18 protein-coding genes are annotated in these 21101 nt (G+C 39.7%); 1 reads left to right on the forward strand and 17 read right to left on the reverse strand.

Annotated features, from left to right (window positions below; all coding sequences use genetic code 11):
* Position 1: 1 nt before the first annotated feature.
* The 12 genes from DWW70_RS02510 to DWW70_RS02565 form a co-directional block, all read right to left on the reverse strand.
* Positions 2–1162 carry a hypothetical protein gene (locus DWW70_RS02510; RefSeq protein ID WP_015535057.1) on the reverse strand — a complete coding sequence of 387 codons (1161 nt, stop codon included), beginning with the start codon at positions 1160–1162 and terminating at the stop codon, positions 2–4.
* Positions 1163–1175: 13 nt separating this feature from the next.
* The gene (locus tag DWW70_RS02515; protein ID WP_015535058.1) at positions 1176–2330 is read right to left on the reverse strand and encodes a hypothetical protein; all 1155 of its coding nucleotides are present in this window, start codon (positions 2328–2330) and stop codon (positions 1176–1178) included.
* 39 nt (positions 2331–2369) lie between these two features.
* Positions 2370–2888: a hypothetical protein gene (locus DWW70_RS02520; protein WP_015535059.1), complete on the reverse strand. Its 519-nt coding sequence runs from the start codon at positions 2886–2888 to the stop codon at positions 2370–2372.
* Between the two features lie 67 nt (positions 2889–2955).
* The gene (locus tag DWW70_RS02525; RefSeq protein WP_055144236.1) at positions 2956–4131 is read right to left on the reverse strand and encodes a hypothetical protein; all 1176 of its coding nucleotides are present in this window, start codon (positions 4129–4131) and stop codon (positions 2956–2958) included.
* A gap of 47 nt (positions 4132–4178) precedes the next feature.
* Positions 4179–4904: a metallophosphoesterase family protein gene (locus DWW70_RS02530; protein ID WP_055144234.1), complete on the reverse strand. Its 726-nt coding sequence runs from the start codon at positions 4902–4904 to the stop codon at positions 4179–4181.
* Between the two features lie 33 nt (positions 4905–4937).
* Entirely contained in the window at positions 4938–5687 is a 750-nt protein-coding gene (locus tag DWW70_RS02535) for a hypothetical protein (RefSeq protein ID WP_147360132.1), read from the reverse strand.
* A 141-nt stretch (positions 5688–5828) separates the two neighbouring features.
* Positions 5829–7511, reverse strand: a complete 1683-nt coding sequence (locus tag DWW70_RS02540; protein WP_015535062.1) for a type IV secretory system conjugative DNA transfer family protein — start codon at positions 7509–7511, stop codon at positions 5829–5831.
* Positions 7511–8356, reverse strand: a complete 846-nt coding sequence (locus DWW70_RS02545) for a hypothetical protein (RefSeq protein WP_015535063.1) — start codon at positions 8354–8356, stop codon at positions 7511–7513. Before DWW70_RS02545 ends, DWW70_RS02540 begins: the two co-directional genes overlap by 1 nt.
* Before the next feature lie 210 nt (positions 8357–8566).
* Complete coding sequence (locus DWW70_RS02550; protein ID WP_015535064.1) at positions 8567–11791, reverse strand: CHAT domain-containing protein; 3225 nt, start codon at positions 11789–11791, stop codon at positions 8567–8569.
* Entirely contained in the window at positions 11788–12405 is a 618-nt protein-coding gene (locus DWW70_RS02555; RefSeq protein ID WP_147360133.1) for a hypothetical protein, read from the reverse strand. The genes DWW70_RS02550 and DWW70_RS02555 overlap by 4 nt, the downstream gene beginning before the upstream one ends.
* Positions 12380–13258 (reverse strand): hypothetical protein, encoded by an 879-nt coding sequence (locus DWW70_RS02560; protein ID WP_147360134.1) that lies wholly within the window; start codon positions 13256–13258, stop codon positions 12380–12382. The genes DWW70_RS02555 and DWW70_RS02560 overlap by 26 nt, the downstream gene beginning before the upstream one ends.
* A 77-nt stretch (positions 13259–13335) precedes the next feature.
* Positions 13336–14259 (reverse strand): hypothetical protein, encoded by a 924-nt coding sequence (locus DWW70_RS02565; RefSeq protein WP_055144230.1) that lies wholly within the window; start codon positions 14257–14259, stop codon positions 13336–13338.
* A 675-nt stretch (positions 14260–14934) separates the two neighbouring features.
* On the opposite strand from DWW70_RS02565, the gene DWW70_RS02570 reads away from it, so the two are divergent.
* Positions 14935–15204, forward strand: coding sequence for an IS110 family transposase (locus DWW70_RS02570; RefSeq protein ID WP_242857259.1), 270 nt, complete (start codon positions 14935–14937; stop codon positions 15202–15204).
* Between the two features lie 144 nt (positions 15205–15348).
* On the opposite strand, the gene DWW70_RS02575 is transcribed toward DWW70_RS02570, so the two are convergent.
* The 5 genes from DWW70_RS02575 to DWW70_RS02595 form a co-directional block, all read right to left on the reverse strand.
* The gene (locus tag DWW70_RS02575) at positions 15349–16320 is read right to left on the reverse strand and encodes a transglutaminase domain-containing protein (protein WP_055144228.1); all 972 of its coding nucleotides are present in this window, start codon (positions 16318–16320) and stop codon (positions 15349–15351) included.
* Between the two features lie 422 nt (positions 16321–16742).
* Positions 16743–17342, reverse strand: coding sequence for a hypothetical protein (locus tag DWW70_RS02580; RefSeq protein ID WP_055144226.1), 600 nt, complete (start codon positions 17340–17342; stop codon positions 16743–16745).
* A gap of 83 nt (positions 17343–17425) precedes the next feature.
* On the reverse strand, positions 17426–17899 hold the full coding sequence (locus DWW70_RS02585) for a hypothetical protein (RefSeq protein WP_147360135.1): 474 nt from the start codon (positions 17897–17899) through the stop codon (positions 17426–17428).
* A 157-nt stretch (positions 17900–18056) separates the two neighbouring features.
* The gene (locus DWW70_RS02590) at positions 18057–19178 is read right to left on the reverse strand and encodes a protein kinase domain-containing protein (RefSeq protein WP_055144224.1); all 1122 of its coding nucleotides are present in this window, start codon (positions 19176–19178) and stop codon (positions 18057–18059) included.
* A 3-nt stretch (positions 19179–19181) separates the two neighbouring features.
* Positions 19182–21101 (reverse strand): protein phosphatase 2C domain-containing protein (locus tag DWW70_RS02595; RefSeq protein ID WP_207664164.1); only part of this gene is annotated, 1920 nt, incomplete at its 5' end.

Genomic DNA, 21101 nt, shown 5'->3' on the forward strand with positions numbered 1-21101 from the left:
ATCACCCCATCAATCCGACATAAAATATGATCAAGCTCCAAAATCCTATATGCCCTATAATCTGGAGAAACACTATCAATGCACACACAAGCAAAGCGCCGACTGCATGGATTCCCCTTTGAGCCAGAAGTTCATGCCTTGTATCACTGTCACGAAACAGTCGGCCAAGATAACTCAGTCCATAGGAAATGTGATTTGCATGCATCATTGCATCTAACACTTGGATACAATCCTCATGTAAAAATGACGGAAAGAAATGTACCGCGCACCTTATAAGAATGCCAAACAACATTCCGCTGACAATCCAATAGAGAATTGTATTTTCCGTGTGAAGCAACACTCCTGACAAAATCGAAGCAATCAAGAAGTCACAATATGCGCCGGCAAGCCTGATGTGCATCCTTCGGATTGCATAATATTTCCCGATAACCACAGAGTCATCTATCAGATACCAATCGCCATGCAGCAATGAACCATTTAAAAATCCCTTATAAATGACACGGGCTCCGAACAACCTGCCGACAGCACCATGACACAAATCCCTCGGAAACCCTTCTAAGAGGAATACAACCACAGTACTTAACATCATAAGTAAAAATCCACCAAGTTCCCATTCCATGTCATTTGCAGCAGCCGAAATCAACGCCCGAGGCAACAAGGTTGCTCCAAAGGAAAATAATATTACACCCAACAGGGATAACACGACTGTCCATAACATCGGATGAGCCGACTTGCTGTATGTTCTCCACTGCTCTTTATAAACCTTTTTTGCTTCTGTAAGAGCCTCCTCACATACGAGCTCCGTTACATATTCTCCGGTCTCGTCCACCTCTGTCTTTACGTGACCTGTCACACCCTTTTCTTCATCTATGCTCTCCTGAATCGTAGCGGCAAACTCCAATATTTCGTGTTCTCTTATGTCCTCTTTCTCGATATATGATTCTTTCCACAAGCTGTTGCAGATATCAGAAGAACATCTGTCCACAATCGGATCATTGTTTCCGGTCATACTAAACAGGAGACGTGCCTCATACTGATTCAGTTCCCTCTCTTTACCCAGAAATTCATTGTGCAGCACTACCTTTCTACCACCTTCCGATATCTCGGGAGTGACCCAGCTTGCAATACAGCCATATTCTCCGTCTACATCTAATAATCTCATATATCATCACCCCCTAATCTTCCTGGTCTGGATTCAGATAATCATACACGTGATTTCTATAAGATCGCGTTTCCGTTTCACCTGTTAATTCTGCAAGAAATTCAAAACTTCTCTTGTCGTCATCATTTTCATAACCAAGAAGAGGATCTCCATTCAGATAACGTATATATGCAGCGCAATTATCAAACTTCCAAAAAGCGCGTTGCGTGTCTGTAAGTGTTATATAGATATCACAAAGTTCCTGCTGATAAATGTGATACACCTGATGAATCACCGCCTGACAAGCTGTTTCAGAATCAGACAGACATTCTGTACTGATATACACCGTGGATTGATCCGCATTATATTCATACTTCCCATACTCATCCTCGTAAGAATCATCGCTGAATACAAATTGCATCTTACTGCCAAGTCCCTGATCATTTGCATAGGCGTAAGCTACAGCCTGTAAAGTTGCCTCCTTCTCCGCATCGGAAATCGTCGGCCAAATGCTGTCATCAATGTTCTTGATGGTTTCGATATTATTATCCAGAGAATACTCATCTCCATATACATATGTTGGCTCATAGGCATCATCGGCTACAGCATCATAGCCGACTTTTTCATAATATGTGCTCTTGATCTCCGCGTCATCCATACACTTCACAGAGATTGGCATAAAAATGCAAGCTGTAACAGCCGCCAGGCAGGCTCCCAGCCAAGCGATCTGCAATCCCGGAACATTACCTCTTCCATCTACCGATTCATTTTTCTTCCGGCTAAATACAGCCAAACCCATACCAACAATCGCTACACACACCTCTATCGTCAGTATCAATCGGAATCTGTCTGATGACAGATGATAATCCATAAATGTCCAAGCGACATAAGCTCCAAGTCCGGCAAGTACATTCACACAGATATATTGCCACCTCCTGTCACGCCATGTAATCAGAATCCCGACTGCACAACTAATCAGCAGGCAGACCGAAAGACAAACCACCGACTCATCAAAGGCTGCTATCCGAATGAACTTTGGCAGGAAATGTAGCAGATCATATCCAAGCACCGCCGCAAGTAAGATATGCTCGACGATGTAACCTAATGCTGTACTTGTAAACGGCGATTTGCCCTCCGACACGGTATTTAAATCGTTTGCATCATTTGTTGTTTCATTACTCATTGACATAGTGTTCATCTCCCTTGTAAATTTTAATAAATCTTTGTATCAGAAACTCCTTGCAAATATAGCCACGTCATGACTGATCAACTGCAAGCAGATTTCACGCGCATTCTCTTTTTCGCATCCCACCTCATACGATAAAGAGAATCTGTTTTTTGCTTTCACTGCTGCCTCAACCTCACAGGATTTTGCGAGCGAAGATATAAACATGCAGCCCTGCTTCTTACTAATATCTTCTGCCATGTCCATCAAGCAATCTCGAAATTCCTCATCGAATTCCGTAAGGAGCTCATGGTATACGAAGAACTTCTCTTGCTGTAAATCATCCTTCTTATCCAACACAGTTCTGAAAACAAATCTAAGGTCATACCATCTTGTATATGTCCGATTTAATTCAAATCCACCGATTGCCTTATCTTCGTTCCGAGCAATATTATCGGATGCAATACGAATATGTACCGTTTCCCCGCTGACATCCTTCAATGTATCAAACTGTCGAAGAAACCTCGCATATGGTTCCATTTTCAGAATCTCTGCCTGTGTCTTGCTTTCGTTTCCAAACATACGACCACCTCCTGTGATTTGAAGCTATAAAATATATCCTTGCTATCCGGTAAAATGTCGCATGAATTCAATCAGAATTTTCATCGGTATAGCATACATCTACAACATCCCCTATATTTTGCATGTACGAAACCCATGAATAAGTCGCGTATTCCTTTGCCGCCTCTTCAATGGGTTGCGATTCATATGCTTCATAGCTGGAATTGCCGCCTATCACATACGAATCATTATTCTTAATCCATGCCCCCACATCTTTAAAACACCATAAGGACTTCTGCGACTCTGTCAGCGTTTGTGAATAAAGTTCCATCATGTCGTGTTCATATGCATGGTAGACTTCCTCAGCAATCACCATAAAAACCTCATCATTATCGTAATCGAGAAGTCCATCTTTTATCGTTATTTTTCTATTATTCGAGTCATACTGAGCCCTAACCTCGTAATACAGAGAGCTGGGAAGATTATCCGAAAACTCAAGGGACACGGCATTTTGCACGCCAAGATACTTAGATTCACAATCAAAGATTGCTTTCACTGTTTCTTTTTTCTGCTCAGTAGCAAGACTTTGCCACTCATCATTATCGTAAATCCGTTTGATTGTATCAAAGTTTTTTTCAATACCGTGATCTTCATAGTAATTTGTCGCCGCATAATCAAAATCAGCATTGCTTCCCATTGATCGATTCATTTGATTGCAATAGATTTCATACAATTTCATCCAATCTGTGTGACCCACTGCAAGCGGAATCAGGATTGCACAAACTCCACAGGCAATACAAGCATTCCGTCTAATAAGATCCCTGACGCGAATTCTTCGCGCCATCGCCAATCTTTGCCTGCTCACAGTCCTTGCTCCGGTATGTCTAAGGCAAATCCTTACGATTCCAACACCGGAGCAAATAGCAGCCGCAACCATTATCGCAATCAGAGTAGCGACAGAATAACAGCCAAGTTGAAAAATTACATATAGCCCACAGCCTGCCGCTATATTACAGATCACATTGCTACAAGTCCTTCGAGCGGAAAATGTAACTGCTATTCCAATCGAACAGACTAATACCATGCAACCAAACAGCCAGACAGGTGAATCATCATACAGCGATGACGGCACACTGGTGAATAGTGAAAGCCAGAAAAAATACCAAATTCCAATAAATCCGCCAACCCAAATATGCAATATTACATATAAAAATTTGCTGAGCGTTGACTTATCTTTCAGTCTTACTTTCTTTATGTACAGCACATTCATTCCTCCAATCCTCACTCATATCACTCGTAATTTTCCTTTCACTAACTGAATTCTGTATTGTCTTCCATGTTCCGAAGTGAAAACCATAGAATTGTTTGATGACGCCACACATCTTCATCACGATGAAGATGCCCCATATACCAGTGTTTATACTGCGTTTTTTCACGAATATACTCTAAGAAACCGTTAAGTGGCATTTCATGTACATGCTCTGGATGAAAAATTGACATTGTTTCTTCCGGAGCTGCATGTGTAAGTATATAGTCCACTTTCCAATTAGCAGCCTCTAAATTCCTGGTTGCTTCGCTCATGTCTTCCTCATTTGGCATCTCCTGTGGCCACCAGCTTCTTCCCTCAATCCTCATGGCCTTGTCAATGCTATACGCACCACCAAAAACAAAGATTCGCTTTCCTTCTATTTCGTATACTTGTCCTCGCATTAAATGGATGACTTTAGGAGTCCCATTTTCATCCGTTTTTATAATATGTACCTTACCGCCATTCCAAATTGTAACATCATAAGCATTTATCAAATCAAAATTCTCATGATTTCCATCACAAAAACAAATGGTATACGGCACATCTTCTGCAAGGTATTTTAGGAATTGCCTTTCTCTGTATGAATCGTCAAACAGATAGCCAAAATCACCACAGATAAACAAATAATCTCCTTTTTGCAAATGCTTGTTTGCTGATTCTTCTGGATAAAGAAATCTGCCTTCTTCTCCATGTGTATCTCCTGTAACCGCTAAAATAGGTTTATGCACAGCAACTCACCTCCTAGTATAATAATGGTGTAGTCAATCAAGACGGCACTTGTCTACGCTAACGCAATAAGCCGCATAAACAATATGATATGCATTAAGTACCAACTGAACTTCTTCCTTTGTCAGTTCTCTGTTATACTGGATTTCGTATGCGCCAGACTCAAGATTGTATGAAACCACTCCCGGTCTATCCAGCCACTTTGCAAACAGCATATCTCCAATGCACATGGCATTTCTGATTTCCTCTTTATGGGCAACTATCCTTCCCTTCACTATGGAAAAATAGCCCACATATTTAGCACAATCGCTTTCATAAGTGTCATTGTCTATAGAATCATCTTCCCAATATGCATCTTGTAGGAGTTTCTTTTTTAACTTGTCCTTATCGTTAATTATACTCGACAGCTTTCCTGTTAAATGCAATTCGTTCAACTTCCAATACACACCATTTCTGATAAAGCTGAGGCTTCTATCCTTAGTTAATCTCTTTGACACATCTGACAGCACGAAGAAGTAGTCTAATACATCCTTATCAGATGGCAAATATGCTGCTAACAGTTTAACTATAAAATGATATGTTCTCGCTTCCCTGTAATCTTCCAAGTCATATCTACCAGTCAGGAACCTGTCAAAATAATCAAGTGAAAAAACAACATTTTCATTATATTCTCCTGTTTTTAACTTGTCCTCCTCATCATCGAGAAAAGGACTTCCAAAATCGCATATATCATCGTTTACCTTTTCCATCACATAGGCAATCGCATCATTTTGGGAAATTTCCATCCTCGAACCATCAAGCATTAAAATATTATGTATATCAACAAACCTTCCGATTTTGTCGCATGTGCGGACAAATCTTTTGCCTAAGCCTACAATATCACAGCTTCAGCGATAATTTTTTTGGGAAAAGCACACTTGTGAACTCTATGACTTCTCATCACCACTGTCATCGTCCTTCAGCTCATGCTTGTTATTTCTACTATTAGCTTTCTTTCCTTTGCTATTGCTTTTCTTGTGAATCTGCGCCCGCTTCTTTTCCTCGCGTTCTTCCTCTTCTAGTTCAGCAATTTTGCGATCAATCTCCGCTATCATCTTGTCTATGTCCTCAGGCGGAATGACAGGCTCATTGCGCTCATCCTCAGCCCGTTTTTCAGCCATCTGCTCACGTTTCTGTTTATTAACAATCTCCTGAAAATCTATTGGCGTCAAAGTTTGTCTCTTCCTCTCACTCACATTGACATGCTGTGTCGGAGACAACGGATATGCAGATATATCCGGCAGATATCCTACAAACGGTCGAGCCCGTTCAAGAAGAAGCAGAACTTCTCCCTTGTCCTTATTCAGATACCTCAGGTGATCCATCGACATCAATGGGTGTCTTGCACCGGTCAGTTCATCGGAATACAAGCCGCACATGGCTGATATTCTTTGCAAGAGCTTAATATCGGTCGAGTATAAATATACAATGTTTGCGCAATTGCCAAAGATGATGGACGCACCTTTATCCCCATATAAGAGATTGAGCTGTTCCATATTCTGACAGACAATCAGCCAACGAATGTTACGGCTTCTGCCAGCAGTAATCTTACCCTGCATGTTGTTTATCTCAGCCAGATTGCCGAATTCATCAAGAATGAAGTTGATTCTCCTTGGCAATCTGCCGTCGTATTCTTCCTCGGCAATATCAATCAATCTCTCGTAGATCTGGTCAATATTTGCTGAAATGAGCTTGTTGTATACGCTTCCCTCATCCTTTGTGATAATAAATATCGCGCACTTCTTCTCCACAAGGTCTCTCACATCAAATGTACTGTTTGCGGTCGCATCCATAATGTCCTCGTTCAATATGAACGGCGTAAGGCAAGACGTATATACAGAATACAGACCACCCTGGGTGTCATTCGGAGCGTTAATTGCCGGAGCCGCCAGCTTGTATGAAGATGATTCCTTTGCTCCGGGGCGGCAATAAAACTCTTTGATGTACTTCGAACACCCATATTTCTTATCGCCCTGGATGTGTAAATCATATAAATGATTGATTGTGCACTCTTTTTCAGGGAGCAACTCTGCCTGAAGTAAGGATAAACCTGTTAAATATGATGAGGCAGTAAGATTCCAGTATGGATCTTTCTCACTTTTGCGATCTGAAAACATCGTTTCACCAAACGCCTGAAACATTTCCGCAGCTCTTGATGTATTCCCCTCCCTGTATAGTTTGGACGGATATTCAAGCGGATTATATCTGTCGCCGCGAAGAGGTCTTCTGTAGTCAAGAACAATAACCTTGTAACCCTCTTTCTCAAGGTCTCTGTACATGTATTTGTTGATCTCTCCTTTTGGATCATGAATAATCAAATTCTCGTTCTTCCGTATACAGGAAAATGTATACGGCATTAGCACCTTACGAGTCTTGCCGCTACCGGACGCACCCACGACAAAAGTTGAAGCCTCTGAGTCATCTACATATGCAGTTCTTCCTGTACTGATAACCGGAACGCCAGCGCCCTTAACCTTTTCCGATTCAAAATTTACCTCTGTATATCTGTCTTTAATCTCCTCTTCCGATTCGAAACGAACCTCTTCCGTAATATGTGTTGCATTTACCATTATCTGCCACCTCCGCTTATACAAAATCCAACACTGTTTCCCTCTGACACCGTAATATCCGGAAGTGCCTTATTAACTGCCTTCTCAAAGCACTCCATGTCAACATTTCCGATTCCGATCAGAAACAGTTCATACTGCATCCTCTTGGCTATCAGTTCCAATGAACCGTATCCGTCAAACTCTGTCTGCTCCATCCACCCTGACAATGCCGTCTTGAACTTCTCCTTATATGTGTTCGGAAGCGAGATACCCACGTCTGCAAGTCTTGTCCAGACATATTCAGTTGACATCTCCAGATTTGGATGGTCAAATTCAACCCTTACCATGTGAAGAATCCTGTTCAACGACATTTGGAGCTTCTCTTTTTCCGTAAACTCCGGGAGCACATGAAAAATGAAATGCATGTTATCCCTGTTCTGCTCTACAAACTCAAGCAGCGTATCAAAGTACGGATTGGTAAACAAATCCCTGCCCTCAAAACGTGAGAAAGACAACAAAAATGTGCCATAAAAATTATTCTGCGTTGAAGCCGCCACACGTGGCGACGAGAAAAACAGATTGTACTCGCGCGGTGAATCATCACATGGAAAATCCAGTTCAAGGAAAGTACTCAATCCCCGAATATCATAGATATGATTCTCATCTATAATCCGGCTGTATACTTTCCCGTACTCCGTTGTGCCTGCACCGGACGGACTCACCAGTAGCAAGTTTGGAACAAGCTGCTTGCAATATGAAGCATCCGATCTGGCAATCGTCTGAATCTGGTACAAGGCAGTCTTTGCCTTCGCATCAATATTTAACTTTTCAATATTTTTTTCAATGGATTCTTGTACTTTGTTCATAAAAAATGCGCCTCCTCTTATGCCATTTGAAATAACTTACATGGAATATATCCAAGGGCATGCGAGAAATGACGCATAAATTTTAGATGATTTAAACTTTTTTAGTAAACATACATTTTTAAAGAAGATTCAACAGCTTCACCATATTATCCAGCATTTGATATGCTCTTTTATTATCGCCATTTGTTCCTCTCCTCCTGTATCAAACCGTCAAATCTCTGCCACAAACCCAGCCCAGTAAACGGGCTTTTCAAACAAGCGTATACCCGCAGGAAGCTGTGACAGCCTTCTCATCTCATCAGCCGCAAGTCCTATACGTCTGATTCTCTGCTCCCCATACCACCCTGCGTCAGCAAGTTCTCCGTTCGTGACCGTCATGATGTATTTCTTTGCCTCCCACAAGGCAGACGTCACTTCCATCGTGCGGAGATTCTGATAGAATCTGGACATCAAAACAGCCGCAGCAAAATCATCGACCTCCCACAGACTCATCACGCACGCAGATATACCCTGCGCGCAAAGCGCAGTGTGCATACCTATAAGTCCATCTGTGTAACTGATGTCTCCTGTATTCGTGAGACATGCAGACATCACAACCATCTTCACTCCGCCCCAGTCATATGTGCAGATTTCCTCCGCGCTGACCACACCATTTCCATAATGGTCTGTTTCCACGCCTGACACAATCCAATCATTTGCTCCGGCAAGAAATATACAGCTGTGCCGCATCGGATAGTCATATTCAAACGGTCCGGCTGCAGGGTCAAAATGCTCATCCTGCCGAAAATCCCCATGTGTTGCTATATGAAGAATCGGAACATGCACTTCCTCAAGCAAATTTTTCCGTGCTGCAATCTTCTGCTTGATTCCTGCACCTAGAAAATCCGCTACCGTCTGCGCCTCCACCTTGCTGAGCGGAAGTACCGACAGCTTCTTCTCTTCATTTTCACCCGATAAAACTTTCTCTTTATCAAGCGTGAACTGCGGATTTCCAATCACCAAAGCTCCCTCATCACGATTCACATAGACATCGTGATGAATGCTCCGCATAGAATTCACATAGCATACGTTAAACTCCTGCAGCAGCCGACTTCCCCTGCTTGTCGTGAGCATATCAAATGGGAAAGATTGAAGTTCTATGTCACCGGAAATAATCAGTCTGTCAGGCCTTGGCTGTACATGACAGCTTTCTACAGAAGCACGAAGCAGAATGTCATACAGTTTTCTTGATACCGACACATCATACAGCCACCCCGAAGCACTCTGCTTCCTATCATAAGAGCGATTACCCCTTGTTCTCTTATCTATGATATTACATAACTGTCTGACCTCATAGGCGTCAATCACAGGCTGACGATAAATCCGACATCCCTGCTCTGTTTTAACAACCGTCAGCACCGCATACCGCATATTCTTCTCGGTCGGCTTTTCATAATCAGTCACAAACTGAAGGTAGTCAATGTATAGGCAGTCTGTCGGCAGCCTGCCTATCAGCTCATCTGCAGACAGCCACCCCATTACCTTCGGCTGCGCCTTGGCATACAGTTTGTTCTCAACGCTGCGTTTCCTGTCGTCAAGCTCCGTGAGCTGTTCCTTGTCTGTCTCATGTCCAAAGTATCTTGCCATGTCAAGTTCTATGATTCTGCGTTCCACCCTACAAAGTTCCTCATAACTCTTCCGGTCGCAATCCGAGAGGCACTCCCGCCTGGCTGAAAGTATATCCGGGCAGATACTCTTGAGGTTTCCGAATATCTCCAGCAATTCTACGTCAGAACACACGATACTCCCATCGTACACAAATGATACGACAATGTGAAAAAACAGATTGATTCTGGACATCCTTGCGAACATGGACTTTTGCTCCTGATACAGCACAAGCTCCGTCAAGCGCATCGGCGTAATCCTGACCAGCGTAAATAACAGACTTTTCAACTCCTGCATCGAGAACATTCTTCTGACAAATGAGATGTTATCGCAGATTACATCTATAACCATCTCCATATCCGGAAAGCAGCGCTGACTGAATTCATACATACGGTCAAACCACAATCGGCTCTGCCTTGCATCTTTCACCACTATAAAATATGCAGTCCTGACATCCAGATAGAAAAGCCACAATTCATTTGATTTTTCTTGCAGTAATAACTTCTCAATGTGCTCCAGCATGTTCAGAATAAGAGTTTTCTCTTTTCTACCCGCATTGCCTGCCCGCAGATTCATCTTTATGCTGTTAAGTACAAACGGAATATCCCTGAATGATACATTCTCCGGTCTGCATTTTCCAAGCAGATTCCTCACCTGCTCTTTTGATGTTTCATCAGCTGCGTCATTTGCAAGACTACTGTACGTGTTGCTGAGGTATGCCGCGCCGGTACTCTCCTCCAGATGATACTCTGATATAACAGAAAGCCCCTCGTCCAGACGTTGCTTGCATGATTCAGCGTCTCCCTGATTCGCAAAGGCGATTGCCATGTTATTCAGGAATAAAAGTAAATATTCAGCATGAGCTTCCATGCTGCTTTTACAAACAGAATATCCGTCCTCTGTATATCGAAGCGCCGATACATAATCCCCTCCGACAATCGCAGTTCTTGACCTCTCCAGCAAATACTTTATCTGCAGTTCTTCTCTCAGCTCTGAATCCTCTACATCTGATATATGTTCTCCAATCTGATTCAGCAGATGTTCCGCTTTCTCTCTGTCTCCATGCGTATTTTTCTCCGCCGCCGTCTGCGCCATGTAAAGGTCTGTCAAAAGGAACAGATACGCCATATCCGCATAACAGCATTCCCGATATTCCCCAAGCCTTTCATAATATCCGCTCATCTCATCATATAAAGCGCAGCATGTGGCACTCTCGCACAGATTCGCCAGACAGAGCACATAATCCGTGTCCGCAGCCTCGTCTATATGCGGAAGCAAATCAAGCAGCATCTGCCCCATCCGCATACCGTTTCTGTCATGAACAACATCCGTCAGTTCCGAGAATACACCGGCATAAAATTCAGGATACTCATATATATGCCCGCCCAAAATGTCCAAATCCAGCCTGTCATAATATTGTGCAAATATCTCGATTCTATTGGTCTGGTACAGAAGCAAAAGATTCTCCAACAATAGTACCTGAAATGTAAACTTGTTCTTCCACGAAAGTCCATTCACAGTCTCTGCGCTGTGTTCTGCAAGTTTTCTGCATGCTTCCATGCCGTGCCTGTCATTCCATGCAGATAACACATAATCATACATGTCAATAAAAGCATATATATTTATACTCTCCATCACAGCCGGAAGATCTTTCGCCCTGCCGGATATTCCCAAACACAATAAAAGGGCAGAGACATACTGCTCTACCTCATTCGGGCTTGTCTCTGCTCCCATATCTTCGTATATTGACATCTTTAAATCTTCTATAACCTGTATCAGTTCATCATTCATTTATTTTCCTTATCCGTCTTTCCGATCATGATGTCATATGTTCCATCATTCGGAACTGCAACAACAGCCGTGTATCTTCCGTCCAACAACTTCATCTCATCACAAAAGCACACATTCCTATCCGCATCTGTCACAATCAAAACCGGATTGCCGCCTTCCCAATCCTCCGCATCAAGACTGACTGTAAGTTTCTTATCATCAAGTGTCATGCGATTGTAGTCATTTTCTTCATCAACGAGACGCGACATATCCTCATCACCGGCTCCACTTCGAGCGGCAAGCGCTAACGGATGCTCAAAGCTGTAATCAAGCCCTGAGGCAAGCTGCTGTATACCGTCAAGAGCAAGCCTGCAGCCATTTGAGATACTCACGGACAAGCTGACAGCTGCGCTTTTAAGGAGCTCAGGGAAAGACACCGCAGCGAACTTCTCATCACTTAACTCGTCCTCACGCCAGTCTCCTATGGTCTGTATCGTATCATATATGTGCCTGCAGCTGTCGCACTTCATCACATGCGCCTGAACGCGGTGTATCAATCGCATATTGTCCGGCGTCATCTCATCTGCATATATCGCATCAACGATATCCTCAAAATTCAGGTGTTCTGTCATCATCCGAGCCTCCTTCCTGCTGTTCCTGCTTTTGTTCTTTCTTCGTTTCCTCATCACGGTCAGCGTCCAGCTTCTTGTGAATCCTATGCACTCCATCGGTAATCTGTCTTACCTGCAGGTCAAACGATTTCTCGCCTATGGCATGTCCATCACTGTCTATGATATCAAGTTTCTCCCGAAGCGGCAAGAATGTCTCCTTCGGAATAAAGCCGTCTATAACCGACATAAGATCGTCCACCATGCATTCATATAAATCATACAATCTAAAGCCATACAAATGTTCATATACCTTCGACGGTTTACCGCTCACCACATCTCCTATGTACGGGAAAATCAGTCTGGAATAAGTAAACGCAATCAGCTTCTCCGGCGACGTATTGATTGAATAGAGCTGTGTCAGCTTTTCTAGAAGCTTTTTGCTCACTTCCGATTCAACCATTATCGTTTCCGGGCTCTTCGTCGAATCAGACCCCTCAGCTAACTTAATCGGGGTATGCGTCTCTTCGTTTATTTCATGCAGCATATCCAAAGACAAAACTATGTTTTTGGGCTGCTTGGAGCCCGTCTGACTTCCCTGCTCTTCTTTCTTCTGCTTATTCATCCTATATTTTTTCTTAAGCCACGAAGCTGACTTTCCGTCAACAATCCGATTCAACCACGACTGTCTCTGTGCTTCATGCATGTCCTCCGAGTTCAGCAGATATCGCGGCAACTGGCGTATCACCGACCATGCAACCTCCTGAAACACATCTTCCCAGTCTTCAAATCCCACATTCCTGATTATCCTGTATTTCGTGTCATGCAACAGAACCTCGTAGAGTTCCGTATATATGCTGTCGTCACTATTTTCATCCATTATGGATTCTTTCAATTTGTCAAAAAATTCTTGCGATGCAAAACGCATGGGCGTCACCTTCTTTAAACAATCATTATCTATATATCTTCTAATACTTTGGGATTAGGAACATAATATCTATAATCAACAAATGTCGTACCATCTTCATAATCGTTATAAATTCTTGTTATCTCCAATGATTGATATTTCTTTTTCATATTCTCAGCTATCAGTTCAATTATTGCCCACTCCATTCCTCTCCAATTAAAGCTATTTGCAATTCCATAGTCATAAGGGTTCGCTTCCTGTTGATCAACAGTAATAACATTATAATTATAGGAACCAACATGACTTACAGTTCTATAAGAGAAATAGCTACTGATAACATTACCCTCTTGTTCTTCCAACGCCCATGTAATTTTTTCTATGGGAAATGAAGATAAATAATCAGCCATTGCCTTGACTTTCTCATGTTTTTTGTATCTTTGCCCATCAGAAATACTTAAGTTTCCAAAGTAGTCCCTTGGATAATCCACTTCAATACCACAGCATTTGTTATATTCCATATTAACACCATCCATAATTTTATATACTTTCTTAGGGTTGAACGTCACATCGCACACAAGCTCGACAGATTTTATTTTATTACCAAACAACTCCTGATACCAAAATCCTTTTAAATGGAAATTATCAATATTGTTCTTAATAAACTCAAGATAAAAGCCTCCTGTGCTAGTCATACATCTATCTGTTTTTTTTCGAATCAATAATTTAAAATTTACCTTAGCCTCCTTAGCTTCAAAATGTCTTTTTATCTCTTCTAAAGCATTTCTTCCTTGAATGGTTAATCTGCATCCATTGTAAAAATACGAATTAACCGGTTTGCATGTTAATTGTATTTCCTTAGCAACATCAATAATCTTCTCAGTAAAAGATATTGTTGTATCAAAACTTAATTTTTCTGCATTTTCACTCATCTTCCCTTGAAGCCTATTTATAAGATTTTCTACTTCTTTATTCATTCTCTTTGCTAACTCCTCCTGTCTCTGCGCTTCAATCGTATTACCCGATTTCATCAGATATCACGTCAACTGACGAATTACAGCTCGTACTTCCTAAAACACGTTTTTCCAATCCTAAAAACCTACATTACTGATTATCCCATATTTCGTGTCATGCAACAGGGTCTTGTAGAGTTCCACATATATGCTGTTGTCACCATTGTCGTCAATGATGTTTTTTAGTTTAAGCGCATTAATCCATATCCATAAGGGCACAGTAATCACTATTCACCCAACTGTTAAAATTACCACGAAGTATGTAATTCTTCATAGAAATTATTCCTTGCTGTATACGTTACACTAACGCCTTCAAATTTAACTGTATTGTCATATTCATTGTGGTTAAAATGAATATTAATTTTAACACTTGTATGATAATTAGGAAGTTAATTATCACACTTTTCCTTTCTTTTAATATCGTGGTTATAATACATTCAGATACTGTAGACTTTTGATTTTTTCCTGTAGCTTGACTACTCAACTGGAGTGTATTGCCGCTACCTTTATCTGAATTGTTTATATGCTGGATGTACCGGAGCACATTGTTCCAATGAGTACTTATTTCAATCAAGTCTACGATGATAATCGATGGTGGATATCACGGTATCAGACTTTATGAAAGGGAGGTACAACCTCATGATTTACGTTGGTATTGATATTGCCAAACTTAACCATTTCGCCGCTGCCATATCTTCAGATGGCGAAATACTCATCGAGCCGTTCAAATTTACAAATGACGCTGATGGCTTCCAACTGCTGACTTCCAAACTCGAATCATTCGATAAGGACAGCATCATCATCGGTCTTGAATCGACGGCACACTACGGCGACAACCTTGTTCGATACCTTGTTGCCGAGCTTTACAAAGTGTGTGTTCTCAACCCTATTAAGACGTCTCAGATGTGAAAGAATAACATTCGCAAAACCAAGACAAATAAGGTCGACACATTTGTTATTGCTAAAACTCTTATGATCAAATCAATAATTTATAATTTATCTTAACTTCTTATAGCACTAGCGGAATAACTAATCGCTTGTGTTTATCACATATTAATAGTCAATCTTAATATACCCAGTACTGGCCGTGTCGTTATAACCATAACTAACATTCGAATATGTATTTCGACACTTTTCAAAAGCATCTTTTAATATATTAAGCATGACATCTGTATTCATACCATCTCCGTTCAATCCTAAATATCTAAAGCCAATCTCGGGCTCTCTTAGTGTTATTTTATTTATGAACAATTTAAATACATCCAAATGATTTCTGCATACCAACTTCTCTCTCATATAATATTCAAGTGAAAGGTCGTTACAATTCTCAATAGCATTATCCTTCCATATGTGGTCTCTCATTGCCAATGCATCATCTATCAAAAAGTAATCAAGGAACCTGCTTCCTGTCGATTTTGTACTTATATCCCATGTCACATCAAGATGATAATACTTGCCATTCAAGCGAACAATATTCCACATATGCTCGCTATTATACGATTCCTTTGTCCCATAACCGCTTACTACGCCACATTCAATGCCCACTCGATTAATAACATAGGAAAATGCAAGTGAAAATCCATCACAGACAGCCCTTTTATATAAAAAAGGACTTGCAGGATAATGGAATTTTTTATTTTCCGCATCAACTTCCTCATACTCAAAATTATCCACAAAGTACTTATAAACATTCATTAATCTGCCTACATTGTCAGCTTCTTTCATTGCACTGCTAATTATATCTTGTATTTCAAACTCCGTTCCGCTGTAAAAAGTTACTCTCTTTTCATATTCTGGGCAAGTATTTACATACAGTATCATATAGCTTATCTTTTTAATAACTTTTATTTTCCCTGGTACATATAATATCCCGTTTTTACTTTTGCTTATTGCCTTATCATACAAATTCAAGATCTTATCGGTTGAAAATATCGGTAGACTAATCTGCGTTAACTTATTATCCAGCGCATTTATTATTTTATTGTATACGTTATATTCTTGGCTAGAAAATTTGTATATACTCATATCAGCTCTGTGAGTTAAAACTATTCCCTTCTATTTTTTTTATTGTTCCTGTGACCTCTCCGGTGCTTCCACAATGGTCACATATAAACCTACCATTCCCCGAATAACAAGTATATTTCTTGCAACTCCCGCACCTCACAAATTCCTTGTTTCCGCAATAAGGACATCTATACTGAGGACCTAGCTTTGAATTTGAAATATCTATATCAAATGAGTTACTGCCATTTTGTTCAATACCAACATCAGTGGGGACTGTTTTAAGTCCATAAGTAAGCACCCAATCTCCATAATAATCAGTGTCATATCGTGCATAAAATTTACTGTGCACATTGCAACAATTCACTGGTAAAACAAAAGTTCTGCTGAGCATAACAAATTCCTTTCCTAAATATACTTTTTCTAATAACTACTGATATTTTTAATCACGCAAAAAATTTTACAATTTTCACTACTATATATATAATAATGCAAACAATAAGTATGGCAACTAAAGCAACAAAATTAGCAAATACCGCACCAACAATAGATATAATAACATTAAATGCTGTTTTTCTCGTGGCATCTAAATATTCTGTAGCAATAACCATACCACTGATTGCGCTCGCTCCAATAATAAATACTAGCAATATAATATCTCCAACAGAATGGGTTCCATACTCAAGTACCAGTACTAAAATCCAATAATCCGCAATGACAGATAGTACTAATTCAACTAAATAATATAATATCCATGGACTATTCTCTTTAACTAAGCTTTTTCGTTTTTTTCTTCGTTCAGATTTTTCTCCTTTACGAATCTTATCTATTAAATCTTTGGTCGTATCGCTTCTTTCCTTGTCAACAGTATCTTTCTCCCTTTTGTAAGACTCATCCTCCACGATTACGGGCTTTACATCCACCTTAGATGTTTTTTTTATTTCGTTTAAATTACATGAAGCACCGCAACATCTGCACGTCGCAGTCTTCTTGGCTTTATCAATTATTTCGTTTTCAGTCCCACATTCCTCACAAATCCAATTCATGAAAATCCTTCCTCGTTCATCGCCTCAATATTGATAGTATTAAAAGTATAAACTAAATACGCGTCATACACTTTATTTGATGTTTAAACTTGAAAAAATTCTCTATACACCAATACAAAACACCACAAATATATCAAACTGATAACAGTCATACTTATCCATGTCAAAATTATTTTCAAACTTTTATTCTTGATATCCACTACACCATATGCAGTAAATATCCCGAGAAAAGCACTTACCATGTTTGCAACTATGCTGTACGTCGTGCTTGGCATTGCCTCAAGTATAAATTTGCATAGAAGTAGCATCATTTTATAGTCAATCAGAATCAACACCCCATATAAGAGTAAAAAGTATACACATTTTAATAGTGCTTTAATGTAACTTTTCTTAACCGATTTGTTAGATTCCTTTGAAGTATTCTTATTAGCAGGGCTATAATACAAAGCCATGCAGCATCTACATTTTACGGATTCTCCAGGGTTACAATATACTATATTTTCATATCCGCATTCATTACATATCCATTTTACGGATTTCCGGTCTTGTTCTGACATAGTATACTCACCTTCTCTCTAACAAATAATTTCTTACCTGCCGTAGCAAAGATCTCTATATGTTAATTCTTGACTACCTCAAAACGTAGATATTACCATGAATCAAATATTATAAACTGTGATATTTGATTCATGGCATTTTAAATCATTTGACTTCTTATCTCCGTTCTACAAACCCCTGTTGGATTGCGAATTGCAAATCATATATTTGTTCCTCACCATTACTAAATCTTACCTTGATTTTTCTCGGATTCCTTAACTGAGTAATATTTGTCACGGTCGAACCATTCCCCCGTCTGCCAGCACCGGGTACTAACGTCTCGCCTAATGGCTCTGCCTTTAAGCTACCACCAGAAGATACTACTGTTTTAACCGGCACATCTTTCGATGCTGCTGCTTTTAATTCAGGTTTTAATATGTGTAACAGCGTACTATGAACCTCTTCCATACTAGGTCTATTGTCCGGTTCTAACTCTAACATTGACTCAATCAAATTCTTGAATCTAGGCTCAATGCTCGGATTAATTCTAGGTTTATTCCCTTTTCCTAATTCCTTCCACACCCTAGATTCTGTACACTTTGGGCCTTCGCCGCCCTCAGTACAATACTGGTGAAAAATTATTCCAAGCGAAAAAACATCCGCTTTGCACGAAAGCAACTTTCGAAACGGATTATCCTTGCCTTCATACTGATTATACAGTGCGACCTCCGGACTCCACCAATACTCCTTAGACATTATACTTTCAGGAGGATTATCTGCAAAAAATGAATCTGTAAAATCAATCAGTTTTGTAATTAAATTTCCGCCAGTCGAACGAGAAATAAGTATATTACCTGGATCTAAATCTCCATGCACAATACCCTTATTATGCATATCCTCTAGCACGGTTGATATAGTAAGCATAATCCTAGCTCTTGTTTCCTCTGACTCCGCATACATCCTATCATAAGGTATACTACCATTATCATCAATGCAATATGCAACCTCATAATAGGTCGCGCCATCTCTAAAATACTCTATTGGCTTAACAAGATTACCCTGACCATCACCCGGCAGAGAGGAAATTATTTTCTTGCGATATCTTAGCCATGCATCGCACTCTTCAATTTTTTCTGATATATAATCATCAGAAAATTTGCTTGATACCGGATACTTAGGATATAACATCTTTTTAATAAAAAACTTTTTTCCGTCTTTAGTGGCAATATTACACATGCCACCTCCGCCTTTTGCTTTCCATGCAACCTCATCCAACTCATAACCATTTAATATTTGCATAGTTTAAAGTACTCCTTTCAAACTTGCTTTTGTATATAACTGATATAAATCTTTGTAGCTATCCCATACACTGTTCACATTTGACTGTGCATCTTCAATCTTTTTAGAAATTGATGGTAAATTCTGGTTAGCCTCTTTATACAATCGAATATGTTCTAAATTGTATAATTCTGTTTCATACTTATTACTATAGATATCGCCATTATATGCTATAAAATTGTCTATAATCTCTTCTTTATTCTTCATCCAAAATTCGTCGATGATTTCTCGCGCGCTTTTGTCAGGAACTTGTTGTTTTTGACTCTTCTCCTGTATCCCTTTTCTGTATTCTATCAACTCCTTATCTGTTAAACTACTTACAAATGGTTGAATTGCATGTCCATCAATAACTTGTTCAAACCTATGTGTCAATGACCCATCTGCTAAATATTTGTTACGTTCATCCCTCCATATTGGCGATAAATACTTTGACTGTTCCCAAAGATCTGATATTATTGGGTCACCACTATTTAACAGTTCTGATAGCTCAATTAATATACTAACTATAAAATTGATGTTAAGCTCGGATTCAGCGTCATAATTATTCTGCAACTTCACATTCTTTTTAAAGCTAGGATGCTGTAACATTTCCGCACACATAGATAAATATTTCCCGGCAGAAATAATGTCACAGTTTGAATCTTTGTAACTTCTCATCCTTTGTGAGTACTTATTCTTCAAATAGTCAGCGACAAGAAAATCCATGCAAAGTTTTCTTGCTTTATCATCTCCATAAGTTTCTTCTGTATAATCTCGCCTACTTGCCGACTCGATTTTTTCCTTATATTTATTGTAATCTTTTACTGACGCTAACCAGGTATATTCATCTAGTGAACTATCTAAGTTCATTAATGAAGTGACTAAATTGTAAACCAAAGTCTCAAACTCACTTGCGTATAATCTAATTGTTTTATTCTTCTCATCGCTTTCTCGTTTATACTCATTAAGGTCATTAATATATGTATTTATCTTTTCTACCGTACTCTCAAATTCCTTCATTCTTGGTTGATATGTATTTTTCAAATCATCAATAGAACTCATACCCACAATGACACCAGCCATCGTAGTATCATCACCAATTTCCCTGCACATAACATCCAAAATATTTTCAGCCAGAATTTCTCCAATATTATTTTCAGAATTACCACTTTTACAATTAATTATTGTATACAATAACGCATACTCAAAATGCAAAGGTGATTTTCTGAAATCAAAACAACCATCAGAACAGCAAAAAATTAAGCACGGAGAAGTAACTTCATATAAGGCATAATTAAGTTTAAATTCATCGCCATATAAAATTACATTGGTCATTTGCGAATCACTATTCATTTTATTTTCAGAATCAACAGCATCATCCAAACTCAATAATTGAAGACCATTTTCCCGTGACAAAACATAAGCCCGAGAATCCCCAGCCCATATAACTAATACACTCGTTTTGTTTCCATTGCTAATGTAAACCGTAGAAGCTAACGTCGTAGGAAAATCCTTAAATGTTTTACTGTTTGATGGCGTTATATTCCATTCCATCATTTTTCGATTCAACGATTCTATCACATAATTCTTTAATCCATTTACAAATTTTTCTATAACTTCTTTTACACTATCACAGTTCAACAATGTTCTATTAAACTCTTCAAGATTGTAATTGTAGTAGTCATTTACACTATTGCATACAATTCTTGACCCCAAATAGGCGCTTGTATGTCTAACTTGAGTCCCCGTTTTTTTATCATTTAAACAATGCTTTGTTAGACCTGACGCTCCAACACCATCACATACAATTGAATATCTCTCATCTGCTATTGGTAAAGCGTCCTCACACTCATCTCCTTTATTAGACAATATGTAATGACCTCCACATTGTAGGTTCGTGGATTT

Origin of the sequence: Coprococcus sp. AF16-5 (assembly GCF_003479365.1) — a bacterium.
GTDB classification, from domain to species: domain Bacteria; phylum Bacillota; class Clostridia; order Lachnospirales; family Lachnospiraceae; genus Coprococcus; species Coprococcus aceti.